At 52.5% G+C, this 25,185-nt stretch carries 16 protein-coding genes; all 16 read right to left on the bottom strand.

From position 1 onward, the window contains the following. Positions 1 to 26: 26 nt before the first annotated feature. Positions 27 to 536 (bottom strand): ureidoglycolate lyase, encoded by a 510-nt coding sequence (locus BLR64_RS01390; RefSeq protein ID WP_090711442.1) that lies wholly within the window; start codon positions 534 to 536, stop codon positions 27 to 29. Positions 537 to 563: 27 nt separating this feature from the next. Next, positions 564 to 1,607, bottom strand: a complete 1,044-nt coding sequence (locus BLR64_RS01385) for an autoinducer 2 ABC transporter substrate-binding protein (RefSeq protein WP_090711440.1) — start codon at positions 1,605 to 1,607, stop codon at positions 564 to 566. A gap of 5 nt (positions 1,608 to 1,612) precedes the next feature. Further along, entirely contained in the window at positions 1,613 to 2,557 is a 945-nt protein-coding gene (locus BLR64_RS01380; protein WP_090711438.1) for an ABC transporter permease, read from the bottom strand. After that, the gene (locus BLR64_RS01375; RefSeq protein WP_090711436.1) at positions 2,554 to 3,516 is read right to left on the bottom strand and encodes an ABC transporter permease; all 963 of its coding nucleotides are present in this window, start codon (positions 3,514 to 3,516) and stop codon (positions 2,554 to 2,556) included. The genes BLR64_RS01380 and BLR64_RS01375 overlap by 4 nt, the downstream gene beginning before the upstream one ends. Further along, the gene (locus BLR64_RS01370) at positions 3,513 to 5,024 is read right to left on the bottom strand and encodes a sugar ABC transporter ATP-binding protein (protein WP_090711434.1); all 1,512 of its coding nucleotides are present in this window, start codon (positions 5,022 to 5,024) and stop codon (positions 3,513 to 3,515) included. The genes BLR64_RS01375 and BLR64_RS01370 overlap by 4 nt, the downstream gene beginning before the upstream one ends. Before the next feature lie 185 nt (positions 5,025 to 5,209). After that, positions 5,210 to 6,127 (bottom strand): ribokinase, encoded by a 918-nt coding sequence (locus BLR64_RS01365; RefSeq protein WP_090711432.1) that lies wholly within the window; start codon positions 6,125 to 6,127, stop codon positions 5,210 to 5,212. A gap of 18 nt (positions 6,128 to 6,145) precedes the next feature. Beyond that, entirely contained in the window at positions 6,146 to 7,159 is a 1,014-nt protein-coding gene (locus BLR64_RS01360) for a LacI family DNA-binding transcriptional regulator (protein WP_090711430.1), read from the bottom strand. Between the two features lie 472 nt (positions 7,160 to 7,631). Beyond that, positions 7,632 to 8,723 (bottom strand): GerAB/ArcD/ProY family transporter, encoded by a 1,092-nt coding sequence (locus BLR64_RS01355; RefSeq protein ID WP_090711428.1) that lies wholly within the window; start codon positions 8,721 to 8,723, stop codon positions 7,632 to 7,634. After that, positions 8,724 to 9,983: a Ger(x)C family spore germination protein gene (locus BLR64_RS01350; RefSeq protein WP_090711426.1), complete on the bottom strand. Its 1,260-nt coding sequence runs from the start codon at positions 9,981 to 9,983 to the stop codon at positions 8,724 to 8,726. Between the two features lie 24 nt (positions 9,984 to 10,007). Further along, positions 10,008 to 11,522 (bottom strand): spore germination protein, encoded by a 1,515-nt coding sequence (locus BLR64_RS01345; RefSeq protein ID WP_167360571.1) that lies wholly within the window; start codon positions 11,520 to 11,522, stop codon positions 10,008 to 10,010. Positions 11,523 to 11,653: 131 nt separating this feature from the next. After that, positions 11,654 to 12,064: a flagellar basal body rod protein FlgB gene (gene flgB, locus BLR64_RS01340; RefSeq protein WP_090711422.1), complete on the bottom strand. Its 411-nt coding sequence runs from the start codon at positions 12,062 to 12,064 to the stop codon at positions 11,654 to 11,656. Between the two features lie 2 nt (positions 12,065 to 12,066). Then, positions 12,067 to 13,503, bottom strand: coding sequence for a HAMP domain-containing sensor histidine kinase (locus tag BLR64_RS01335; protein ID WP_090711420.1), 1,437 nt, complete (start codon positions 13,501 to 13,503; stop codon positions 12,067 to 12,069). Beyond that, positions 13,490 to 14,173: a response regulator transcription factor gene (locus tag BLR64_RS01330; RefSeq protein WP_090711418.1), complete on the bottom strand. Its 684-nt coding sequence runs from the start codon at positions 14,171 to 14,173 to the stop codon at positions 13,490 to 13,492. The genes BLR64_RS01335 and BLR64_RS01330 overlap by 14 nt, the downstream gene beginning before the upstream one ends. Before the next feature lie 429 nt (positions 14,174 to 14,602). Continuing rightward, positions 14,603 to 20,395 (bottom strand): S-layer homology domain-containing protein, encoded by a 5,793-nt coding sequence (locus BLR64_RS01325; protein ID WP_090711416.1) that lies wholly within the window; start codon positions 20,393 to 20,395, stop codon positions 14,603 to 14,605. Between the two features lie 219 nt (positions 20,396 to 20,614). Next, complete coding sequence (locus BLR64_RS01320; RefSeq protein ID WP_090711414.1) at positions 20,615 to 23,911, bottom strand: chitinase N-terminal domain-containing protein; 3,297 nt, start codon at positions 23,909 to 23,911, stop codon at positions 20,615 to 20,617. A gap of 343 nt (positions 23,912 to 24,254) precedes the next feature. After that, entirely contained in the window at positions 24,255 to 25,148 is an 894-nt protein-coding gene (gene lgt, locus BLR64_RS01315) for a prolipoprotein diacylglyceryl transferase (RefSeq protein WP_090711412.1), read from the bottom strand. Positions 25,149 to 25,185 lie beyond the last annotated feature (37 nt).

Raw genomic sequence — 25,185 nt, 5'->3', positions numbered from 1 at the left:
TTATTCCATTAACAATAAATTGCCGCTTATCCAAAAGTAACACTGTCACCGCCGGCAAAATCCACCCACGGATTGATCATCTCATCGCCGAACTTATCCTTCTTCTTCTCAATCGCAAAGAGATACCTTGCATCCTCAGCCGCCGGATAAGCAGGGCTGTGCCAGACGCCGCGGCCGATCACAATGGCCTGTCCCGGCCTGATTCTGAATGCCTTCACCGTAGCAGGATCAGGCTGCTCCTCCGGGTCGTCAATATCCAGACACCGGGCAACCGGCTGGATAATCTCCTTGTCAAAGGTAAGCAGCAGCTCTTCGCGGCTGACATGCCGCTCCATTGCCGTCACTGTGAACCCGCGCTGCTTCGTGTCCACCAGCCCGAACCCGATCGGCTCCGATACGTCGAGCATCTGGATATAGCTCCAGCAGTCCCAGCCGTCGCCGCTCTTGGACGGCTCTCCCGCAGGAATATCCACCACTTTTCCGTAAGGGGCAAAGTTTTCTGCCGTCAAATCTTCAATGATTATTGTGTGTTCCATGCAAGTTGCCTCCTATTACAGCTCTGACTAGAAGTCAAAGCTGCCCACATTTTCGCTGGTTACTTCAAGTGTGCCGATGAATACGTTCTGGCCGTCTACCTTGACGGCCCCCACGTTCGGGATTTCCATGCCGTCCGTAATTTCCTTGCCCTGAGCCAGCTGATCCAGAATGTATACAGTAGTGTAAGCCAGCTTGCCCGGATCCCAGATGATATCGGTTTTGATCGTACCACTCTCGATATAGCTCTTCACAACGCTCGGCACAGCAATACCGGTAATGGCGATCTGTCCCTGCTCAATCGTGCCTGCCTTGACCGCCTGTTCAACCACTTCAGCCGCTGCCGGCGGTTCGCCGCCCGCAAAGCCGATGATCCCTCTAAGATCAGGATAGGTCTGGATCAGGTTCTGGGCATTGGCGTAGGCCTTCTGCTGATCATCGTCACTGGCTACCATTGTTACCAGCTCGATGCCGGGATAGTTGGCTTCGAAGTAGGCTTTTGCCGCATCCGATTTGGCAATCTGGTTCTGTGAGCCAAGTCCGGCTACCATGAAGGCTACCTGTCCCTCGCCGCCGATTTCCTCACCGATCGTCTTGGCCAGCAGCTCGCCGACTTCCTCGTCAGTAGCAGGAGCTACGTAATATTGGCGGTCCGTTTCAGGAGCATCGCTGTCCCAGGTCACAATCTGCACATCCTGCTCGGCTGCTTTTTTGAACACCGGACCCACCGCCTTGGCATCATTCGGCGATACCCCGATACCACTCACCTTGCGGGTCAGCATATCCTGAATCATGTTGATCTGCTTGGAGGAATCCGCCTCAGTCGGTGCATTGAAGATTACCTCAACCCCCATATCCTCGCCTGCCTGGATAGCGCCTTTTTCCGCTGCCGCCCAATAAGCGGGGCCGATTGATTTCGGATTGATGAAGTAGGTTCTGGTGCCGGAAGCAGCCGCCCCGTCATTGCTTGAGGCCCCGGCATTATTAGCTGGAGAATTACCCGAATTTGCGCCGCAAGCACTCAAGGTCAAAGCAAGTACGCCAGTCAATACAGCCAATGTCATTTTTTTCATAGGTTTCACTCTCCGCTAATTTTTTTATTGGCCACTGCGAGCAGCAGCAGCGCCCCCAGAATAACCGCCTGATACAGCACAGAAACACCCAGCAAATTCAGACCATTGCGCAAAAACACGATAATCAGCAGCCCGACAAAGGTGCCGGTAAGACTCCCCCTTCCCCCAAAAATATGAGTACCGCCTATCAAAGTAGCTGTGATAACATCCAGCTCTATATTGGTACCCGATGTCGCTTCGGCGCTTGCCAGCCGTGACACCAGGAATACACCCGCCAGTGCAGAGAACAATCCGCTGAGCATGAAGAGAATAAACCGGACGCGGATTACGGAAATCCCGGAGAAACGCACAACCTCCTCGTTATTGCCGATCCCGTAAATGTACGTGCCGAACCTTGTCTTTTTCATAAAAAAGTTGGCAATCAGGAACATAATGACCAGGATGATCGCATTAAACGGAATTCCGGCAATATACTCCTGTCCGAGAAAGTAAAAGGAATCCGGAAAGCCGCTGATCGGCCTGCCTTCATTGACGACATAGACCAGCCCGCGGAGCATCACCAGCATCCCGATCGTGACTACAATCGCCTGCATCCGGTGCCTGGCAATGAGATAACCGTTAATTGCACCGCACATCAGACCGGCCAGCAGCCCGAAGATCACGCAGACCCAGATGTTATAGCCCCGTTCAAAAGCAACCCCCATCGACACCGCGGAAAAAGCGAGGATCGAGCCGACCGACAGGTCCATCGCACCGGAGATAATAATCATGGTCATCGGAATGGCGATCAGCCCGACCTCAACCATCTGGTTCAGCACATTCATGAAGTTGGTTACCGACAGGAAGTAGGGTGACAGGAAGCTGAACAGGATTAGAATGAACAGCAGCAGCACCAGCTGAACGAGCAGCGTACCCGACTTAAACGGCAGACGGCTTGTCCATGTTGTCATACGAGATCCCCTTCTTTCCCTTTATTTTGGCGTGCCCGTTGCAGCGTGTTGATCACGATGGCGAGGATAATCAAAAACCCGGTGGTTGCGTCCACCCAGAACGGAGAGACCTTGGAGATAATCAGCCCGTTTTTGACAATGCCCATGAACAGTACGCCGAGCATGGTTCCGGCAATTGTCCCTACCCCGCCGAAAATACTGCCGCCGCCGATCAGCACAGCTGCCATGACTTCAAAGGACAGGCTGTTGCCTGCTGTCGAGGCCTGGACACTGCCGACCTTGGCTGCAAAAATCACGGAGGCGATCCCGACCAGCAGCCCGGTCAGCACATAGACCATAAACTTGGTCTTGGGGACACTGATCCCGGCCAGCTTGGCTGCAGAGCTGTTGCCCCCGACCGAATAGATTCTCCGGCCAGCCCGGGTAAATTTCAGCAAATAAATGAAGACAGCAATCAGCAGGATGGCTACAAGGAGCGGAAACGAAATACTTGCCACCGTCCCTTGTCCGAAAAAGCGGAAGCCTTCAGGAAAATTGTTCATCCAGGTCCCGCCGCTGATGCCGACTGCCACGCCCCGGAAAATATACATCGTAGCCAGGGTGACAATGATGTCAGGAATTCGGCGGACGGCGATGAAATAGCCGTTAACCATCCCGCACAGGACGCCGATTACAATGCCGAGCAAAGCCGCTGCACCAGGAGAAATCCCCTTGCTGAGAAACAGGCCGACCGAGGTAGCTGTTACCGCCAGGACGGAGCCGACAGACAGGTCCATTCCCCCGAGCAGAATGACCATCGTCATACCGATTGCCACAATGAACATGGTGATGTTCTGGTCCAGGATCAGCCTGAAATTAGCAATTGCGAAAAAGTCGGGTGAAATAAGCGAGAACAGTACAATTACGAGTATCGTGAACATCATGATCGGTGCTTCATGCACATTTAAAATACGTTTCATATGGCGGCTCCTTCCGTCCGGGGATGGGATGCCCGCTGCAGCAGCTGCTCCTGATCGGCTTCACCGCGGGCAAATTCATGAACAATCTCCCCTTTGTACATCACGAGCACCCGGTCGCTTAAGCCCAGCACCTCCGGCATTTCGGAGGAAATCAGCAGAATGCTCAGCCCCTCCTGAGCCAGCCCGTGAATGATGCTGTATATCTCTGCTTTGGCGCCGACATCCACGCCCCGGGTCGGCTCTTCCAGAATCAGAATGTCAGGCTTCGCAGCAAGCCATTTGGCGATGACCACCTTCTGCTGGTTGCCTCCGCTGAGAAAGTCCACGCTCTGTCCGTCTCCGGGTGCCTTGATCCGCAGCTTTTCCATGTACTCTGCACTCACCCCGCGGATAGCTTCACCGTCCAGTACCAGCCCCTTGGACAAACCGGGCAGTGTCGGAAAAGAGATATTCTGCCTGACCGACATCGGCTTAATGATGCCCTGGCGGTGCCGGTCCGGCGGGACATAGGCTAACTTTTTAGCTTTGGCATCGCCGGGGCTGGCAATTTTGACCGGCTTCCCGTTGATTTCAAGCCCGCCGCTGCCCCGCTTGAGCCCGAACAGCCGCTCGGCAACAGTATGTGAGCCTGAGCCCGGTATGCCAAACAGTCCCAGAATTTCACCTTTGTGCAGCTCAAACGAAATCTTGTGGCTGGCATCCAGCGATAGTTCACTTACCTTCAGCACCACTTCTGTGCCGTGCGGCTGCTCCCGGACAGGGTACAGCTGCTGGACCTCTTTGCCGACCATCATCTGGATCAGGCTCTGCTCCGTCACTTCCCCGATCGGCCGGGTATCCATTTTGCGGCCGTCCCGCAGCACTGTGACCTTATCTGCAATCTCGAAGATCTCCTTCATCCGGTGGGAGACATATACTATGGCAACTCCTTGTGAACGCAGCTTCCGCACCACTTCAAACATCTTTTTCACTTCATTCTCCGGCAGCGCGGCTGACGGCTCATCCATAATCAGCACATCTGCTTTAAAAGATAAGGCTTTGGCGATCTCGACCACCTGCTGGCTATGTACACCAAGATGCCTGACCTCCCGGCGGACATCAATCTCTCCGCCTCCGATGGAATCTACCAGAGCCTGTGCCTCTTCAACCATTTTCGACCACTTGATCCGGCCGAATCTGCCAGCCATTTCGGGACGGTCAATAAAAATATTCTCCGCTGCAGACAGGTTGGTGAACAGATTGAACTCCTGGTGGATAATCGACACGCCCTGCAGCTGGGCATCCAGCGGATTGCCGAAAACCGCTTCTTTGCCCTTCAGCCTGATTACGCCCTTGGTTGGCGAATAGACACCGGACAAAATTTTCATCAGCGTCGATTTGCCGGCGCCATTCTCTCCCATCAGGGCGTGCACCTCACCGGGATAGAGCTCAAAATCGACATCCGTCAAAGCTTTGACACCCGGGAACTCTTTGCTGATCCCTTGCATGGACAGTACTGGCTGACTCATGGTCTTGACCCCCTTCTTCATTCACAGTGCTGAAACCGGGTTTGCAGATTACTTTATCGAGATTAAGCGTTAATTCATAAAAGTGCATAGGTACAGAATTGTATTCACCGCCGGTAAAAACGGATTGAATAAGTACTTATATTGTTTTGGAATTGGCCGCGGCTATAGAGAATATATGGACTCCGTCACGTTTGAGCCCGCCCAAGAAAAGCTTCCACCTGTCCTTTCACCGGTATGGAGCTCTGCGCTCCGGCAGCCGATACGGCAAGCGCTGCTGCCGCAGACGCATAATGCAGACTGGCCTTCAGGTCCATGCCACCGTAATAGGCGGCGGTAAATGCCCCGATAAAAGTGTCTCCGGCCGCTGTAGTGTCCACTGCGTTAACCGGATAAGACGGAGTCTCTATTACCGTTCCGTCTGCGTCCATATAGAGCGAGCCTTTGCTGCCCAGTGTAATGATCAGCTGCGGGATACCTTCCTTCATCAGCTGCTTTCCGGCTGAGCGGGCCTCCCCGAAACTTTCAACCGGGAGTCCGCTCAGCGCCTCCGCTTCAGTCTCGTTCACAATCAGCAGCCTGATCCGGCTAAGCTGGGCGGGGTCAAACCCGTGTACCGGTGCAGGATTTATACATACTGGAACCCCTGCTTCCTCTGCCCTTGTAAGCACCTCTTCGTTCACAGAACCCTGTATTTCATTCTGCAGCAGAATCACATCATAGCGGGAGAAATCAAGCACTTCCAGATCCGCTGCACTATAGCTGAAGTTCGCGCCGGGCGAGAGGATGATGCTGTTCTCCCCCGATGCTTCAGTCGTTATCAGAGCGATCCCGCTCGTTTCCGGCTTTATGGCAATCGCTGAGGTGTCAATCCCCTCCGCCTCAAGCTGACTATACAGCTGCCGGCCAAACGCGTCCGAACCGAGACCGCCTGCCATCGTTACGCTTGCTCCCGAGCGGGAGGCGGCACAGGCCTGGTTCGCTCCTTTACCGCCGGCGTGGAAGCCTGTATCCAGACCTTGTATCGTCTCGCCCGGCACTGGAAGACACCGGACCCGGGTGACAATATCCATATTCATGCTGCCTACGACAAGTATGTTGGCCATATGTCCTCCTTCGGGCTGCTAGTTCAGCTTTTTAACCGACCCGCGCTTGATCAGCTCGACATCCAGCACGATCCTTTTCAGCTTCGTCTGCTCACCGGGAGGTGTCTTGATCTTCTGGATAAGCATTTCCGTTGCCTGTATCCCCATCTCCCTCATCGGTCTGCCAACGACAGTGACCCGGGGCTGGACAAACTGGGCAAGCTCATTCTCGTCGAAGCCGATCAGGGAAATATCTTCTCCGATCCGGAGATCCAGATCCCGTATCGCCTTGATGGCGCCTGTGCAGATTACGTTGTTGGTGGCAAAGATAGCCGTCGGCGGCTCAGCGGACTGCATCAGCTCCATTGTGAACCTGTATCCGTCCTCCTCAAGCCACTTCCCCTGCTTGTGATAACCGGGCTCAGGCACTATGCCATGCTCATGTAACGCTTGATGATACCCCCAGTACCGGTCCTTACCGTCATTAAAGTCATGTGCCCCGTCAATAATGGCAATCCGCTCATGGCCGTATTCCACAAAATGCCTGGCCGCCTCGTACGCACCGCGGAAGTTATCAATCAGCACCCCGTCATGTCCGCAATCATTGATATAGCGGTCTACCAGTATCGTTGGCTTGCGGATATTCCGGTAAAAGCCCGCCTCTTTATGTGTACCGATTAGAATAATGCCGTCTACGTTTCGTCCCAGAAAGCCTTCAAAAAATTCCTCTTCCTCCGCCTCGTCGTTATAAGTGGACACAACCAGGGTGGAAAATCCCTCCTTCTTGGCTGCCTCGACCGTACCGCCGATAACCGCAGTGTAGAACGGGTTCTGAATTTCCGGGACAACGACCGCCAGCATATGCGTCTTTTTGTTCACCATGGATGCGGCCATCGTATTGGGCACGAAATTCAGTTCTTCAATAATCCGCTGGATTTTTTTGCGGGTGGCATCACTTACGCGGTCCCTGCCGTTCATCACCCGTGAGACGGTAGCCACGGAGACTCCGGCCAGCCTGGCTACATCTTTGATCGTTATTTCTTTCTCCGCCATATTTTTCCTCTCTGTCATAACGTTTACGCAACTCATTTCCTCATTGCAGCAGCGTTATGACCGGTAAAGTATCCTCATCTTTGCAAAAACGTTTACGCAATTTCTAGGTTCATTTTAGTATAGGCTTTTGAGGATTACAATCCCTTTTTACAAAAAAATTAAAATAAAAACGGTTTCAAGATCAATACTTAACACAGTTGTGTTATGTATTGTGGTTCATTTTTCCATATTAAAGAGTTTTTTCAGCATAAAATGTTATATTATATAACACCTAATCATGATAGATAGACTTTCCTTCTGTGAAATTATATTTCCGTTTACTGTTTATGCAGCTTCTTTTTTTTAATTTCATATAGAGATTTTCCGCAGGAAAATGGTGTAAAAACGTTTACGCAAATATAATGCATCGTACGCAAAAACACGGCCAGCATAGTCGGCATGCTGCCGTGTTTTTTACAAAAAATGTAGCTGGTTAACGCCGCTTATGCCGGAAAGAGGACACTGCCAGTAAAAACACGGGAATTGCGATCATATTGATCGGCAGCACATAACGGACCCAGACTCCCTTCAGCAATAGTCCGGCCGGCGGATTCAGCTTAATGACCAGCATGGTGAGGATGAAGGTGACAGGAGCCACAACCCAGATTAGTTTTTTCCAGCTGCGTGTTTTACCAATCCACTGAGCGACTCCGTAGCTGGTTATGAACATGTGGATCGACAGCTTGACGAAGATGCAGACCAGCCACACCGCCATCACAAAGATATCCATATTCTGAATGAATTCCATCAGATAGACGAGCTTGACCATCTCAAAAAAGGGAAATTGCAGCCGTCCGCCAACGGCCGGGCCAAAGGTCATGAGGACCCACAGAACCCCAAACAGCAGAATGACGGATGAGAAGCCGACTGCCAGCAGCAGCGCCTTGCGTGTTTCTTTGCCGGGATGATCCGTAAAGGGAAAGAGCATCATGAGCAGCACGGCTTCGCTTAGCAGCGAAAGTGGTGCAAGCGCCCCTCCTGCAATCGTCGCCGGTCCGGTGTCCGCATATACAGGCAGCAGCATGGGCCAGTTCAGATTATTAAAGGTCAGGCCAAAGGTAAGCGCAAGGATGATCATCAGAATCGGCCCCCACAGCTCACTGACTCTGCCGATCGCCTCCAGCCCGCCATGATATACAGTGTATAGCACGACCCCGATCATCGTTCCGATTACAATCCAGTCCGGTGTTTTATAGAGGACATTCAGGCGGATGAACAGATACTCGTCGCGCAATATCAGGCTCATCACCCAGAACCACTGGAGGATAAAAGGAATGACAATCAGCCTGCCGCCCCATTTTCCAAGTATAGCAGCACTGAACTCTATTAAAGTCTGCTTCGGATACCGGGAACTGAGCCGGGCGGCAATATAAGTAATGACCAGCGCCATGATCCCGGCCAAAATATAAGAAATCCAGGCATCCTGCTTGGTACTCCGGATCGTAGCCGTCATCGTAATAAGCAGGTTAATGCCGATCTCCATCATAATAATCATCCAGAACAGCTGCCGGTTGCTGATCTTCATCTACTTCTCACCGCCCTCTCTGGTAGGCAGCAGGGATTCACCTGTAATTCCCGTTCCGGTGATATTAAGCTTGACCCTAATGTCCAGCTCAACACCCGGAAAGACCGTTTCCCAGTCGGCGGAAAGGCTCTTCCAGCGGTAAGGGTGACGGCGGTGGATCGTATCTCCTAACCCGAAGATGTCCGTTTTGAACTCCTTCTGCACCTTTTTGACAACCTTTTCAATCCGTGCCTTAAGGTACTGGTTCATCCGGGCCTCCACCTTATCCACATTCTCCTGCTTGGACAGATTCAGCGGTGAATCATTCTCCTCTATATAGCCTTTGCCCTCCAGCAGGATCCGGAAACTTGGCAGCCCGCCGTCAAGCACAGGTGTAATATGACTTTTGAAGGTATCCACATTTACCGTAACCGTCTTCCCGCTGGTTGCCCCGGATAGTGCATCCTCAGCCGAACCGCCCGGCTTATCCGCATCTATTGAACTGAGAATCGTAGTAAAACTCCGGGCAGACAGCTGATTTGCAATCCAGAGTCTGACCCAGAATTCATCGTAATTCAGATAACCGGCCAGCTTCAGCTGACTGTTAAAAATAGCCGCCCCGTACAAACCGAGCGTCGTCTGCGGCGGACTGTCGTTTTTGCTTTTCTTGTCCGTTTTTACTTCCGGGGGCAGAATCGTGAGTGCGGGCATGATCCCGCAGCCGTTGCCATTAGCCATGATATAGAAATCCAGCAGGGAGCGGCTGATCGGTGCCCCGCTCTTTTCCTGGATTTTCTGCACAGCGATCGCCGGATTGGTCTCCAGCTGATAAGCCAGGCTCATTGCCTCCTGCGCTGTCCCGCCTCTGACGACAAAAATATTCGTCCGCGGCCGGACCTTCGGGCTGCGGCCATATTCATCCAGGATGGAGAAAACGCCCTGCTGCGCCAGCTTCTCCCCGATAAAGATATTCCGCCGGTGTCCCGGAAACAGCACCCTTGACAGCTTTCTTTGCATATTCTGCTCAGCGTCCCTGTTATTTTTGCCGAACGCGCTTTCCGTCATGAAGCCGGACCGGCCGCCCTGTTCCCCGCCCTGCTGTCCCCCGGATTTGGAGGCCAGCGGCAGCACCAGATTGGCAGTCGCCAGGTATTGTCCGTCCTCCGCCAGATCCATCCCCCAGCCCAGCACAATCGCCTGGTCGTTCAGCTCCTGCCTGTCCCAGCATCCGGTCAGCAGCAGCGGCGCGATGAGGAACAAGGCTATCATCTTCCTGTACATAGGCCAGATTCCCTTTCCTGCCTGTTATTTGGTCTGTTTGGGGAAACGTGCGGTTCTGCCCTGAGCAAGCCAGGGCAGCAGCCAGCGCATTTTCGATTTGGGTGCCCGCACAAGCACATCACTCAGATTGCGGATCGACATTGGAGCATATGGAGCCATATAAGGCACTCCGAAAGGCCTCAAGGTTACCATATGCACCGAGAGCACGATGAGAAATAATACAATGCCGTAGAAGCCCAATACACCTGCAGCGACCAGCAGCGGAAAACGGAGCATCCGGTAAGCCGTGCCCAGGTTATAGACCGGAAATGCGAAGGACGCAATTCCCGTCAGCGAAACGATGATGACCATCGGTGTGGAAATGATCCCCGCAGCTACTACTGCCTGTCCGATTACAAGCGCTCCTGCAATACTGACCGCCGGCCCCACCTGCTGAGGCAGCCTGATACCAGCCTCACGCAGGCCCTCGAAGATAAATTCCATAATAAGCGCTTCGATTACAGCCGGAAGCGGCACCCCTTCACGGGCTGAGGCAATGCTCACAACAAGCGGTGTCGGAATGACCTGCAGATGGTAGGTGGTCAATGCCACATACAGTGACGGCAGCAGGAGTGAAATGTGGACAAACGTATACCGGATCCAGCGCACAAACGTTGCGTAGATATACCTGTCCGTATAATCATCAACCGCCTGCAGCCCGGACCAGTACGTCATAGGCAAAATCAGCACAAAAGGCGTATTGTCCGTGATAATAACGACTTTGCCTTCCAGCAGGCTGGAGACCGCTACATCCGGCCGCTCTGTATTCTGGATTTGCGGAAAGGGCGAGAACACATTATCCTCGATATATTCCTCGATATTGCTGGAATGAATAATGCCGTCAAGCTCGATTTTTTGCAGCCGGCTTCTCACCTCTTTGACCAGGTCTTCCTTGACCACGCCCTCCATGTAGGCGATCACAACTTCCGTCTCAGTCAGCCTGCCCAGCTTCATGCATTCCAGCTTCAGACTGGAGGAGCGGATCCGCCGCCGCAGCAGGGAGGTGTTGGTCCGGAGTGACTCCATAAATGCATCCCGCGGTCCGCGGACGACCTTTTCGGAGGTGGCTTCCTCGATCGCACGCTTCTCCATCTTGACCAGATCGGCCAGCAGCACAAAGGCATTTCCCTCCGTAAAAACAGCGGTTTCCCCGCGCAGGATTGCCTGGATAACCTGCTGTGTCTCATACGCCATGCTGATTTTGAGCGATGGAATAAAGATGTCCTTCAGCTCCACCTTCCGGGCCTCCTCATCCACCCTGGAGCTGCTGCGGAAATGCTCAAACAGCGGCTGGAGCACAAACTCATCTACGGCCAGGACATCGCACATCCCATCCACATAGATCAGCGTAGCCCGGTCCAGTCCGCCGATACTGCAGTTTCGGTACATAATATCCGAGCAATTCAGGAATTCCAGCTTCATACGCTCTATATTGTATGCCAGGTCCGGAGACAGCATTTCCGGCTCCTCCTGCTTGCTGAATGTTGTCTGCTGTTTCATCTGCCATCCCCCCATGGTTGGTATTTGCAGGGAATGGGGGAATTATGCGCCCAGACAGGTATTTCGAGCCAGCCAAAAAATAAAAAGAGTACAGCCGCATCCCGCGGTCTGCACTCTTTCAGACATCACAACTACTTCAAATTTTGCAGCATATCCCTTATCTTCGTGTAGTGACCACTGACCTTATCGGCCATATAGTTATACATCAGCTGATTCTCCGCCAGATTCGCCATTTCCAGATCCATGTCCACATTGTTGCCGTTATTGTTCATCGCTGTATCCGTGTTCCGGACAATTTGATAAGGGATCAGGGAGGCATTGTCATCTTTAATTCCGAAATGCCTGAAATGGGTCTTCCTAATCTCCAGATCATCCCGTGAACTGCTGCTGATTGCCCGTCTGAGCTCGTCTTCAAACACTACCGTTTTCTTCTTATAGTGTGGCGTATCCGCATTGGCAATGTTCTCGGCGATCGTCTGGTGCCGTACGTTGAGTATCTGTAAAAAGGATTCATTAAGTCTGGAAGAATTGCTCTCGATCAAGGTTACACCTCCTTTCCGCTGCCGGCGGCCGGCTCATTTTTGTAGGGAAACCTCAGCGTTACCTTCGTCCATTCCCCGTACACACTATCGATCTGAAGCTCTCCGGCGTAGCCCTCCATCAAACGTTTTGCAATAGCCAGTCCGAGCCCGTTGCCTCCATGCTTGCGGCTGCGCGCCTTATCCACTCTGTAGAAACGGTTGGTGACCAGATACAGTTCATCCTCCGGTATGCCCATACCATAATCCATGACCGAAATGGCTAACAGGCCGGTTTCCATCGCCGCACTGACCCGGATCTCCTTCTGATCTCTGGTGTACTTCATCGCGTTGTCCAGAATAATGATCATCATCTGCTGAAAATGGTTCTTTTGCACAGGCAGCACACAATCATCGCTGATCTCCAGCCGGGTGAGCATCCTGAATTCGGGGTTCACAAACTTGAAATTTTCAATGATTTCCCCGATAACCTGCTTTACCCGGATATTCTCGGGAGCATATTCGGCAATGGCTGCGGAGTGGTTGGCCCGGGTCAAAATCAGCAGCTCGGAGACCATCTGGATCAGCCGGTTCGTTTCATTCAGGCTCAGCTGAATCGATCTGTTCAGAACCTCCGGATCATCCTTGCCCCAGCGTTTGATCATCGAAAGGTGTCCATGGATAATCGACAATGGTGTCTTTAATTCATGCGACGCATCTTCAATAAACTGCTGCTGCTGCCGGAAGGATTGCTCCAGGCTGTCCATTAGCTCGTTGAACATCAGGGAGAGCTCTGTCATCTCATCCTGCTGGTCGCTGATCTGAACCCGTTCCTTCAGCCCGTTTTCCCTGATCCTCCGCATCGTCCGGATCATGGAATTGATCGGATTCAGCAGCTGGAACGAGATCAGGCGGCCCCCGATCAGACTGAGTATAATGGCTACAAAGCCCGTAATGATGAACAGCGTAGTGATCAGATTAATCAGGCTTTCGAAATTCTCAAGATTGCGAACAATTTCTACGGAGCCGCTGAAGCCGCTGATTTCCAGAGGCTGTCTGTAGATTAACAGCGTATCTCCGCCCGGCGAGATTTCCAGCAGCTCCTCGGATGCAACATATTTGGGCTGTACCCAGTGCTCCGGTACTTTATCCGATATGGTGAGGATGGGAGAATCATTTCCGTCAACAATCCGGATGAGCTGATAGCGCTCGTTCAGTATTTTTAGATAATCCCCGCTGTCCGTAAGATCGCTTCCCGGTTCGAAATCCTGCAGATAAGCAACGACCTCGTCCATATTATTGCGGATAATTTCTTTTTCGTGATTGTTGACCCAGTTCTGGATCACAGTAAATTGCAGCAGATTATAGGAGAGAAACAGAAGCAGCATCAGAACAGCCGCCCACAGGGTCAGCTTCCATTTGATATTCATATTTCTCAAATAGAGTCTTTTAACTTTTATCATCCCGTATCAAATATCCTATTCCTCTGACCGTTTGTATATATTCTTCCTTGTTGGCGGTGTCCAGCTTGTTGCGCAGATGCCTGATATAGACATCAACCACATTGGTTTCAATCCCGACATCATAGTCCCAGACCTGTCCGACCAGCATTTCCCTGGTTAACACCCGGTTGATATTTTTCAACAAAATAAACAGCAGCTCGTATTCCTTCTTGGTCAGCTCGATCCAGCGGTCGCCCTTTTTCAACATTCTGGATTCGATATGCAGCTCCAGATCCTTGAACGTAAGCACCATCGGCGGCTGGCTGCCCAGCTTCTCCGCCCTTCTGGCAATGACCCTGATCCTGGCCAGCAGCTCTTCAATGGCAAACGGTTTCGGGATATAATCATCAGCGCCTGTATCAAGTCCCATGACCCTGTCCATCACGCTGTCCCTTGCCGTAATCATGATGATCGGCGTATCCTTCACTGCCTTCACTCGCCGGCAGATTTCGATTCCGTTCAGATTCGGCAGCATCAGGTCAAGCAGGATGATATCCCAATCCTCACCCAGGGCCAGCTCCAGCCCTTCTCTTCCATCGTAGACCGGCCGTGCCTCATATCCTTCATGCTTCAGTTCCAGTATGATAAAGTCGGACAACCCTTCCTCATCTTCAATAACCAGGATGCGCATCTTAAGGCCTCCAATACCGACATCACTTACTGCTCTCATTATAACCTGTTAAAATAACGCGGCGCTTAATGCAAAATGAAATTTTTTTCATAATCCATGGTACATAAAAAAAGACGGACCTCCTGTTACGGACGGATCTGTCTTCGGCAATTTGCCCGGCGCCCGGGATCGTATTTATACCGCTAATCAAACTAAGTGGAAAATCGCCTACTATTTCTTTGAATAGCAACAGGAGAGGGGATTCTAGTTGGAAAAAGGACACTTAATTTCACTATTTATGCGTCTATCGGGGGTTTTGGGCTGAAATAAGTAGCGTTTTTCCACCTAATGATAGGTAATACAGGAAAATCCTTAAATTAAGCAGCGAAAATCCAACTAAATAAAAAAAACAGACCGGAACCCCTCCGGTCTGCCTTAAAACCTATATTCCTACAGCTGCATGAAGCTGTACAACAGTTTAGCCATTTCCGCGCGGGTCACTCCGGCTTGCGGGTCAAAGCGGTTATCCGCTTTGCCGCTGAGCAGACCCTTCGCTTGCAGCTTGCCGACAGCCTGCACTGCCCATGCAGCAATGTCAGCTGTATCCTTGAAGCTTGGAGCAGCAGATGCTGCTTGAGCCCCGGCCTTGTACTCCAGCATTCTGCTGAGGACAACAGCCGCTTCCTCGCGGGTAATCTGATCCTGCGGCCGGAACTTGCCGCCGGCACCCTGGATGAACCCGAGCTCGGCCGCTTTGCCAACAGAGGCTGCATAATAAACATTGGCAGCTACGTCAGTAAATGTGCTTGCTCCCGCAGCTTCCAGTCCCAGTGCGCGAATGGCCAGCACCGCAAAGTCCGCTCTCGTTAATCCGGCCTGCGGCTGGAAGTGCGCAGCATCGACGCCTGTCGCGACATGCTTGGCAGCCAGCTTGGAGATGTAGCTCTCAGCCCAATGGCCTGCAGTATCACTGAACTGCTTGTGATACTCCGCGACAGCAAAGGTTGAGAAATGGCTGGTTGTAAATTCAAACCCGCCAGCTTTCAGCTCACCGCCCATGTACTCCAGCTGACCATTATTCAAGTAGTACACTCCGGCATAATCGGAATTGATGGCGCTGCGCTGCTGGGCTGTCAGCGGAATCGTTACCGTTACTTTGCCCTTCAGCTGATGAACCGCTGTTGGATTACCATTGCTTACGGTACTCAATTCCAGTGCGATCACTGCCTGCGGCTCTCTGAATTCATTGGTGCTGCCGCCTGCGGACAGAACCGTCTGCTTCAGGTCATCTGTCAAAGAGGTATCCACATTAAGCAGAACGGACTGTGTACCGTCTGTCAGTTCAGGCAGTGAGCCAGCCGGAATGGACAGCTCCATGCCCGCAGCCGAAATGTGCAGCGCAACCTGCTTGCTTACTGCCAGCTTCAATGCAGAAGCATCCAGCTGCAGTTTCGCTTGTCCCTGTGCGCCGCTGAGCTTAAGGTTAATCTCGCCGTTTACGGACTCCTCCACCAGTTTGCTCAGCGCAGCCTGACCGGCAGTATAGACACCTTCGCTGTTCTTCTCCAGCGTCAAGCTTCCCTGAACAGCAGGAGCCGGTGTGACTGTTGGTGAAGGCGTAGCCGGTGTTATTACACCGCCCGGTGCCGGTGTCACTTCCGGTTTCGGTGTTTCCACCGGAATCTCCTGCTTGCCGGTGTAGAAGCCCCAAATATCAGACAGTACCATACCGGAATGCTGATCTTCCGCTTTTACATACCATTGATAGTAGCTGTCAGGATTCAGAGCTTTCCATGCTGCTGTAACTTCGGAACCGCTGGCGACATCCTTTTGTGCAGCAATTTCCTGATCAGTGTACACTTTTACCCCGATATAGTCTGTAGCTACGCGCTTCGTCACCGGCTGAAGATCCAGATCCAGTGTGAACTCATCTTTGCCCGGATATTCCGGCTCATCATAGTAGTTGTAATCATCAAGGTATGGAGAATAGGTCTTCACATGCAGCTTGTTCCCCGCAGTATCGAACTGCAGCAAACGAATGTATCCGAGACCGCCTTCCGGCGCACCCTGATAATCGGCCAGCATCTGATACACGTTGCGGTCAGGCACGCCGTCACCGTTATCATCCAGCTGATCTACCTTCAGCTCAGCATCATGGTAGTGACCGGACAACGCCGCAATGACGTTTTTGTTCGGCTTAACCACCTTTTCAAAAATCTGATCGGCAATCGGTGCACGGTTATTGGAAACCAGCAGGTATTCATGCAGTGCCAGAATCGCTTTGCGCTCCGGATAGCGGGCGACGATCTCATTCATCCAGTTGATTTCTTCGTCTCCCAAACCCCAGCCCATATATACAATAAGGTAGTCGTTGCCGCCTGCAGATATCAGGTCATAATGACCCATATTATTGTTATAGGTACCGCCGTAGCCTGGAAGATTCTTGAATCTCCACTCGCCAAAATACTTCCAGAACTCCGTATAGTCCCCCGTCTGATGACCGACATCATGATTTCCGGCCAGGACGCCGTAAGGAATGCCCGCATCCTCCAGAACACGCATATTCTTGTCGGCTTCCAGCCACTGGTATTCCTGATACGACTTGTCCACCAGGTCACCGGTGTGAATGACATATTTCACATTGAGATTATCCTTGTTGTCGGCGATCCACTGCACATTTTTCTCATAGATGTACGGATAGCTCTGCGAATAGTACTGGGTATCCGACATCCATACAAAGGTATAGTCATAGGTATCCTCAGTAACTGTTGCAGGAGCATCTGTCTGGGCAATCTCATCCTGAACCATAACAGATATGCTGTCATTCTGGTTGTAATCGCCTGCCAGTACCGTTGCGCTGAGGGTAAAATCAGTATCCCCGGCAATCTTGTAGTCCAGCAGCTTCCAGCTTCCCGCTTCAGGACTCCAGGCATACAGGCTGACTTTACGGCCCGGCAAGGAGTTTCCCTTCCACTCGACATCCACACGGTCTGTACCCGACACAGACTCATCCAGTTTTATTTCATAACGCTGGTAAGGAAACTGCTCTACAGAATCGTTAATAAGGTACTGCCCGTCCGCGGAGCTTATTGCCGAATATTCTTCGCTGGTCAATGCGGCTTCTCCGGCAGACTCTTTCTGCTTAGGCGGCTCGGTGTCAGAAGCATTTTTGTACCCGCTGAAGCCCTGCTCCGCATGCTCTCCGTCATACTTGAAGCCCTTATAATAGGTAATGTCCATCCGGTCACCGGCAGGATCCTCCACTTTCACCTTCAGCTGAGGACTTGTTCCTGCAGCCGTTGCATCCTGAGCGGGGGAAATCAGCTGCGGGGCAAGCGGATTCTCGTCCGGCACCTTGAACTGCACGGTTTGATCGGCCTTGTTGCCGGCTTTGTCCACAGCGGTAATCTGCAGGGTATGCGCGCCTGCGGACAGCTGGCCGGAGCTCGTCTGATACGGCAGCGTGATCGCCTTACCGTCCAGCTTGACATTAACCTCGCTGACTCCGGCATACTGATCCTTAATGTCTGCTTTCATTTCAAACTGGCCGCGGTACGTCTCCCCGTCTTTTAGGTTCGGCTGGATGACCGGTGCCGTGTTATCTACAATGACAGATGACTCGATCTTTTCCCCGCCCTGCAACAATGACAAGCTGTGCGGCCCGTCCGCCCAGGCAGTAGTATCCCAGTCATAGGACTTAGACTCCAGCAGCTCCTGATTCAGATTGAACTGGAACCCGATCGATTCGTGTTTGCCGGCGCTGTCGCCCATTTTGATTTCTTTTTCGCGTTCAGCATAGGCCGGGTCCAGGATTTCTGTACCGTCCGCCAGCAGAAGACGCACGTTTTTAATCTCAAAATCATCCTTGTTCTCTTCAGGACGCGGATCAAACGGCGATGACTTGGAGCCCGCGCGGATGTAGATGGTATTGTCCGGGCCTGACTTCAGGGCAGTCGCTTTAATCGGGAAAGAAAGTGTAGTGTACGAAGTAATCGGGTCCATGAAGGTATACAGGATGCCGGCATCCCCCAGCTCTTCCGGTCCCATCGTAATTCCGTTTTTAAAATAGTAATCTACATTTTTGGCGTCAAAGACGAAATAGGCGTCATTTTCAAGTGAGACATACGTGTCTGCGGCATCTACTGCCTTGCTGTCAATTTGCAGGGCCAGCTCTTCAGGCTTGACTGTCGCAGAGGTTCCCTTCACAGTAACTTTGCCGCTGACCAGGCTGTCATCCTTAAGATTTAGACGGAGGGCCGACCGGTCGGGGCCGCCGGTGATTTTCACCGTATAGACCGGGGACTCTGTGATATTGGTGCCGTCAGAAACTGTGTAATAGTAACGGACCTCTGTTCTGCCGATCAGATCAGCCGAGGACAGCTTGTGGTGATACAGCGTATCGTTATAGTCCTGGGACAGGTTATAGGATACGTATTCCGGCTTCTTGTCGGTCGCAATATGGACTTCAACAGATTTAATATCCTTGTCATCGTCGGCAAAAGCTTTCAGCTCAAGCCCCTTGGACTGGTCGATCTCAGGAACCTCCGTCAGATCGTTGACCGTAGGAGGCACAGTATCAGGCTCAACATGCACCGGGGTTGCCGGCACCTGGAAGGCTTCAGCCTTGCCGGGAGTCGGGGCAGCAGCGCCAGAGCTGATCTTCAGCATTTTTTCGGCACCGTTCACCGGATATTTATACAGAAGCGCCTTGTTCTCCTTCGTCTCATCGCCTTTCGTACCACCGTTGTAAAGCGTGTCAGCATCGTAATAAGCTGAGGCGATATCCTTTTCGGTATTGCTCTTGATCACGATCGCCCGGCGGCCGGAGTTGGCCATGCCATCGCTTTTGATCTGGAACAGATTGGTGCCGAGTGTAAGATTCGTCTGGAATGCCGCGTTAAATTCATCGGCCGTGTAAGCCGTGTTTGCACTGTTAATGATCCAGAATACTACCGATTGCTGCGCCGGAATGATCAGGCTCTCTTCGGTAGACGGCCACTTCACATCAGCTGCCGGACCTTTGTCGGGATAGCGGTAGTACACCTTGTAATTTTTAAAATCGACCGGCTGATCCGTGTTATTGTATACCTCGATAAACTCGAACGCATCGGTGCTTGTCCCGGCGACGTTGCTTGAGTTCGGCAGCAGCTCGGTAATCAGCAGCGGCGGTACAGCGTCGTTGTTGTAATCGGGAAGATTCACGTGAACCGAATAGCTTTCGGCGGAGCCTTTGACGCGGATACTATAAAGCAGCTCCGGTTCTTCCATGGCCACGGCCGGTATTACTGCCTTGTATACATCGCCGCTCTCTTTGGTCATGGTTACGACCGTTTCCCGCTGCTGCGATTCCGTCCGGTATAAGAGTTCAACCGCGGGTGCAGGCGCATCGCCCTCAGTCTGCAGATTGCTGACCGTTGCCTGAATCGCAAGATCGGCCGGATCGGTGCTTGTTACCGGAACATGCTTGATTACCGGCTTCTGCTCTTCCCCGGGCACATTTTTATCGGGAACCTGGCTTGGGATAACCATACCCGGTGTAGCGTCAATAGTGCCGGATTCCGGCAGAAGAGTCATATCGGTTCCGCCCGCTGACGGGTAGGCAAAAATAATGCCCTTGTTCTCTTTTACCTGCTCTTTCTGATATGTAGCAGAGATGATCGTGTTATCATTGGCCCGGGAGCGGATCTGCAAATTGCGTGCAGCCGTGTTGGCCATTCCGCCTCCGCCGTTGATCCGGAACAAATTCACGCCTTCCTGCAGCGCCACATTAAAATTAGTGTTGAACTGATCTGCAGTCAGCTCTTCATTTGTGCCGTTCATCACCCAAAAGACAATGCTGCCATAGGCGGGAATTACAGCGTCCTGATCGTACTTCCAACTGTCTTTATTATTATAGAAGAAATAATAATCCTTGAAATTCACTGCGCTTCCGGTATTGTTGTACACTTCAACGAATTCATAGGCATCCGCCTTGTTGAAGTTGGACGTATCCGGCACCAGCTCGGTAATCATCAGGCCGCCTGCCTGCACGGGATCTGCATACACTGCTGCAGTGACAGATGCTGTTGCTTCCGGCTGCTGTACAGCAGGTTCTGCACTGATCGTATCTACAATACTGGCCGTCTGCTGATCCTGCAGCTCCTCCAGCCCGGCAGCATAACTGCCCGGGGTTACAGCCCCCATCATCAGCGTACCGGCAATTACGCCTGAGAATAACCGTTTACCTCTTGGTTGACTTTTCAAAGATGCACACTCCCCGCTATCGTCTATTAAATCTCATCATTCCAATTTTCGGCACTTTTAAAAGTATACGGGGCGTTTATTAAGCGGGGATCAGAGTTATGTAAAATTTTATATTTATCGTGTTTAACAATCTACAAATGTAAACATTCAATTCGGTACCGCCAACGCCAAAAAAAAGCAGCCGGCGATCCGGCTGCTCCTCTAAAACCACCCAGCATATTACTTGCTGACGGTTACCTTAATAATGTCACTTACGGTCACGCCCGCTGCGTTAACCAGCTCTGCGCGGTATTCATACTCCCCGGGAGCGCGGCCGCTGACGGATGTGACAGCGCTCTGTGCTGCAGGCGTGTTAGCATTCAGCGCCTGCGTGTCGATCAGCTTACCGTTCTCATACAGACGATACTCTGTAGCGTTAGTGCCCCACCACAGATTCATTGTTACTTTATAAGAGCCGTCTCCGTCCCAGTTGTCGTGGGCCAATACCGGCTTGCCCGGAGCAGCGTCACGAATCGTTACCGTGAGCGGCTGGCTCTTGGTGGTGCCGAATTTGTTGGTCAGCTCTGCTGTGTATACATAGGTGCCATTAGCTTTGCCTTGAACAACTGTGCTGGCCGTCTGGGCAGACGGGGAGGCATCCTTCAGCTGCTTGGAGTCAATCAGCGTGCCATTTTCGTAAAGCTTGTAGCTGGCAGCGTTATTGCCCCACCACAGATTCATCGTTACGGTAAAGTTACCGTCACTCAGCCCGCTGCTGTGGCCGCTGTTCGAAGACAGCACAGCCTGTCCAGGCTTGTCGGTTGCGAGAACTGCTCCGCCTGTAATCTGGAATGTGTAGCTCTTCTCGGCAGTGTTGCCCGCTGCATCGCTCACGATGTATTTCACTACGTGGGACCCGGCACCCAGTGCCGCAGCACTCAGGGTCTGCCCATCAGCGACCGGCTGTCCATCCAGCAGAAGCTGCCTTGCGGCAACGCCGGAGAGCTTGTCTTCCGCAGCAAGCTCAAATTTCAGCTGCGCTTCCTCTGTCACATCGCCAACCGCATGGCCGGACTCCGTCAGCTCCGCTGTTGGCAGAGCGGTATCAATGTTAAGGCTCAATGTCTTCGCAACTTCTGCCATGCCCTTGGCTGAAACCGCATGGTAAGTCACTGTATGCCGTCCGTCTTCCTTCACGGCCACCGGCGTGCTGTACAAAGCTTCTGCGCCGCTGTTCAGCGAGTAATAAATGTTGGCTGCATCGGAATCTGCCTTGAGGCTCACTTCAACGGACTTGTTCAGCCAGCCGGCGGCGTTTGGCTCTGCGGACAGCTTCGCTGTTGTTACCGGAGCAGCCTCCTCTAGCACGGCGCTGAAGTCTGCTAGGCTTCTCGGCTTGAGCTGGAAGACGCCTTTAAAAATCGCGGCAACCCCCGTAATATTCAGCTTCTGTCCTTTCGTATAAGGGAAGCTGTCCTGCGTAATGCCTGTCCGCACGTCTACCCGGATGTGATTGCTTGTCCCGTCACCGGCAATAGCATCGAATTCAAAGGAACCGCTTGGAGCAGCGGTGATTATATTCGTCACTTCCACATTATTAAGCCTGATCAGCTGACCCTGATTGCTGTCGCTTACCGCCGATGCAGTGACTGGCTCAGGCAGGGCGGCCGAGCCGGTCTTTTCAATCTTTACAACCTCAGTCAGCTCCAGCTCGGTATTGTACAGTGCTGTAGCTGCCGTTACCTTAACCGTGTCACCGGCATGAAAGCCGCTTTGGCTCTGGTAGACATACAGTCCGCCAGTCTCATCCTGCAGGTAAAAGGCCTGGCCGCCGAAGATACCCGGTTCGGTCGTTACAACGCCCTCTACCGTCACCAGGGTGCCGGCTGTTTGGGCACGGGCTTCAGAGATGGATACGGCCGCCGGAATCGGATCCTCCTCGGACGGCAGCGGCTCTGCCGGTACGTTACCGAGCGTTACCGCCTGGGTGATCAGGTTCGTGCCGTTCTGGCGCAGCCGCAGATTGGAGGCCGCCGTAGTGCCCGGCTTGATCTGCACAGTCAGGTCCTTATAGGCATGGCCATTCAGGTCTGCCGTCAGGCTGAAAGTCGAGCTGTAGCCGTAGCTTGCCGGCCAGGTGCCGTCACTGTTCTGGATCTTGGCAATCTGCGCCCCGCCGCTTACCTGGTAGATGCCCAGCTGAAAGCCGGATACGCTGGTACCCGCAGGAATGTTATCCGCACTGACACGGATCTGGAAGTTCTGCGCATTCGGCAGCACCGCCTGGTGCGTCAATTTGTACTCCGCATTGGCAGCGGATGCCGGTCCGCCGTAAGAGCCGGCTTTGAAGGTGCTGCGGTCATACCATTTGTAGCCGGCATTCGGCGCAGCCCATGGCTCCGGCTGCGGCTCGGTGGACAGTGCCGGCTCTTCGAACGGCAGCAGCTGGGTCGGCTGATCCAGCGTCAGGCCGCTGACCTGGGTGAAATCCGTATAGCTCTCCTGCTCTGCAAGCCAGTTAACGGTGTTCACCAGAAGCTCAGCATCGTCAGCCTCCTTGAAGCCGTCGTAGGTTGTTTTTTTGGCACCGGTATCCTCACGGAGATACTTCGGTGTTATATCCTCAACCGGGGAGGAATCGCCGATAAAGGCAGCTTTACCCGCGCCTTTTTTGGCAACAGCCACATAAGGTCCTTCCGCTACGCCGCCGCCGTTGTAGACGCCCTGGTCAACAGCATTACCCCAGGCGGCATTCGTTTTCGGCAGATAGACGATCCCCTTCGCCCGGGCCGGGTCAAGGATCGCCAGCGTGGAGCCGGCATGCATAGCTACTCCAGAAACGCCTGTTGTAATGCCAAATGCCTGTTCTGGAGCCACGATATTGTTTGCGGTAATATCGCCGAGCGCGTTGTAACGGAACCGCACGCCGAACTCTTCCGCCAGCCAGTCTGAGCTGACTACGCCCTGCATTGCAGCTGAACCGGCTTCTTCGGTACTCATGCCCTTGGACGGGTTGTCCCAGGCCCCGCGGCGGTAGCCGTTGAAGGACTCGTTGCCGTCCCAGCGGTTCTTGTTACGGTCCGCATTGTAGTGGTCGCCGATGAAAAAGATGCTGCCGCCATTCTCCACATATTCCGCCATCGCCGCCTGCTCGCTGGCTTTGTATGGAACATTGGCTTCAGCCACGATGAAAACATCATAGCTGGAAAGATCACTGGACGTGATCGGAGTCGTCTTGCGAAGCTCCTTGACGTAATAACCTTCCTGGGCAAGCGCATTGCCAAAGTCGGAAAAAGCACCGTCGATCACCCAATCAGCCGCCCCGGCTGTCTGGGCGTGGGTATTGTCGAACAGAATTTTCTGGCCCGCGTGCTCATTGACTACTTTCGCTTCAATATACGGTGCTGGATCGCTTGGCCCTTCAGCATACGCTGCCGGTCCGGCTCCAAATGCGAACCATTGCAGCGGCACAGCAACCGCTGCAGCCAGCGTACCTTTAAGCAGCCTCTTTTTCCAACCTGAATGCTTCTCCTTCATGTCCTGCCTCCTTAGGATATAAATCGGCGTCCTTTTCCATAATTGTCCACCGTTTGTCGTCTTATATGCTAGCATGCAAGAATCAAGAAAAACCCAGAAATTTGTAAAGCGCTGCAAAATTATACTTTTGGCCTAGACAGTGGAAGAGAACCGGGTCGAATCCTGTAATAGAATTATGAAAAAAGTCACAGTATCGCGCGAACCATTGCCTGCTATGTCCTAAACTTTTCAATACAAATACAGCAGCCGGCTATGAATGTCCGGCTGCTGTATAAACTGTGTATGAATTTGTGTTAACACAAAACATGATCAGCGGGAAACCTCACTTGGCAATGCCTTTAGTTCATTTCTGTCTTTCAATATCCGAGCTATACGGCACCGCTGTTTTCCGGATTCGTCTAACGATAATAAAAGCGGCTGCGGCCAAAAGAATGAGAACAGCCAGCAGCTGGGAGGTCCGGATATTTTCTCCGGCCTGCATTGTGCCCCAGCCCAGGAACGCTGCCGGGCTCCATAAGGCTTTTAATAGAGCTGCAAGCCACTCGGGTCCGGCAAAGGACAGGCTGTCTGTACGCACTCCTTCCACATAAAAGCGTCCAAGGGAGTACCATATGAAGTAGCCCATAAAGAGTTCACCGGATTTCAGGAATGTTCTCCGCCGCAGGATGAGCAGCAGAATCAGTCCGGTCAAGCTCCATACGGATTCATATAAGAAGGTCGGATGGTAATACTGGCCTTCTATGTACATCTGCTTCACAATGAAAGAAGGAAGCTTCAGCGTGCTGCTCAGAAATTCCTGTGATACGGGGCCGCCATGCGCCTCCTGATTGACAAAATTCCCCCAGCGGCCGATCATTTGTCCCGTAATTAATCCGGGGGCGCAAATATCGGCGATCCGCAAGAAAGGGTATCCCTTTGCTCTTGTATATATGACCGCTGCAATTACTGCTCCTATCAATGCCCCATAGATGGCGATCCCGCCGTTCCAGATCATGAAAACTTCGGCAATGTTATTCTTGTAGCTGTCCCACTCAAAAGCCACATAATAGATTCTTGCACCGACAATAGCGGATGGAAAGCCAATCAGCAGCAGATCGTAGAAAAAGTCCTTTTCGAGCCCAAACCGCCTTCCCTCACGGATAACAAGCAATAGGCCCAAAAGAGCCCCAATCCCAATAATGATACCGTACCAGTGGACGGGAACCGGCCCAACAGAAAAGGCAACCGGATTCAGCATGCCGCTGTCACCTCCTTATTATGTTTGTCTCGGGATG

It is taken from the genome of Paenibacillus typhae (assembly GCF_900099765.1).
In the GTDB taxonomy this organism is placed as follows: domain Bacteria; phylum Bacillota; class Bacilli; order Paenibacillales; family Paenibacillaceae; genus Paenibacillus_AQ; species Paenibacillus_AQ typhae.
The sequence above is the reverse complement of the archived record's forward strand: the minus strand, read 5'-3'. Positions and strand labels throughout refer to the sequence as shown.

What these genes read in the sequence shown, in the direction of transcription:
- BLR64_RS01380 (WP_090711438.1), bottom strand. Translation starts at nt 2,557, where the DNA reads ATGACAACATGGACAAGCCGTCTGCCGTTTAAGTCGGGTACGCTGCTC.
- BLR64_RS01355 (WP_090711428.1), bottom strand. Translation starts at nt 8,723, where the DNA reads ATGAAGATCAGCAACCGGCAGCTGTTCTGGATGATTATTATGATGGAG.
- BLR64_RS01330 (WP_090711418.1), bottom strand. Translation starts at nt 14,173, where the DNA reads ATGCGCATCCTGGTTATTGAAGATGAGGAAGGGTTGTCCGACTTTATC.
- BLR64_RS01320 (WP_090711414.1), bottom strand. Translation starts at nt 23,911, where the DNA reads ATGAAGGAGAAGCATTCAGGTTGGAAAAAGAGGCTGCTTAAAGGTACG.
- BLR64_RS01350 (WP_090711426.1), bottom strand. Translation starts at nt 9,983, where the DNA reads ATGTACAGGAAGATGATAGCCTTGTTCCTCATCGCGCCGCTGCTGCTG.
- BLR64_RS01390 (WP_090711442.1), bottom strand. Translation starts at nt 536, where the DNA reads ATGGAACACACAATAATCATTGAAGATTTGACGGCAGAAAACTTTGCC.
- BLR64_RS01370 (WP_090711434.1), bottom strand. Translation starts at nt 5,024, where the DNA reads ATGAGTCAGCCAGTACTGTCCATGCAAGGGATCAGCAAAGAGTTCCCG.
- BLR64_RS01345 (WP_167360571.1), bottom strand. Translation starts at nt 11,522, where the DNA reads ATGAAACAGCAGACAACATTCAGCAAGCAGGAGGAGCCGGAAATGCTG.
- BLR64_RS01375 (WP_090711436.1), bottom strand. Translation starts at nt 3,516, where the DNA reads ATGAAACGTATTTTAAATGTGCATGAAGCACCGATCATGATGTTCACG.
- BLR64_RS01335 (WP_090711420.1), bottom strand. Translation starts at nt 13,503, where the DNA reads ATGATAAAAGTTAAAAGACTCTATTTGAGAAATATGAATATCAAATGG.
- BLR64_RS01360 (WP_090711430.1), bottom strand. Translation starts at nt 7,159, where the DNA reads ATGGCGGAGAAAGAAATAACGATCAAAGATGTAGCCAGGCTGGCCGGA.
- BLR64_RS01365 (WP_090711432.1), bottom strand. Translation starts at nt 6,127, where the DNA reads ATGGCCAACATACTTGTCGTAGGCAGCATGAATATGGATATTGTCACC.
- BLR64_RS01385 (WP_090711440.1), bottom strand. Translation starts at nt 1,607, where the DNA reads ATGAAAAAAATGACATTGGCTGTATTGACTGGCGTACTTGCTTTGACC.
- lgt (WP_090711412.1), bottom strand. Translation starts at nt 25,148, where the DNA reads ATGCTGAATCCGGTTGCCTTTTCTGTTGGGCCGGTTCCCGTCCACTGG.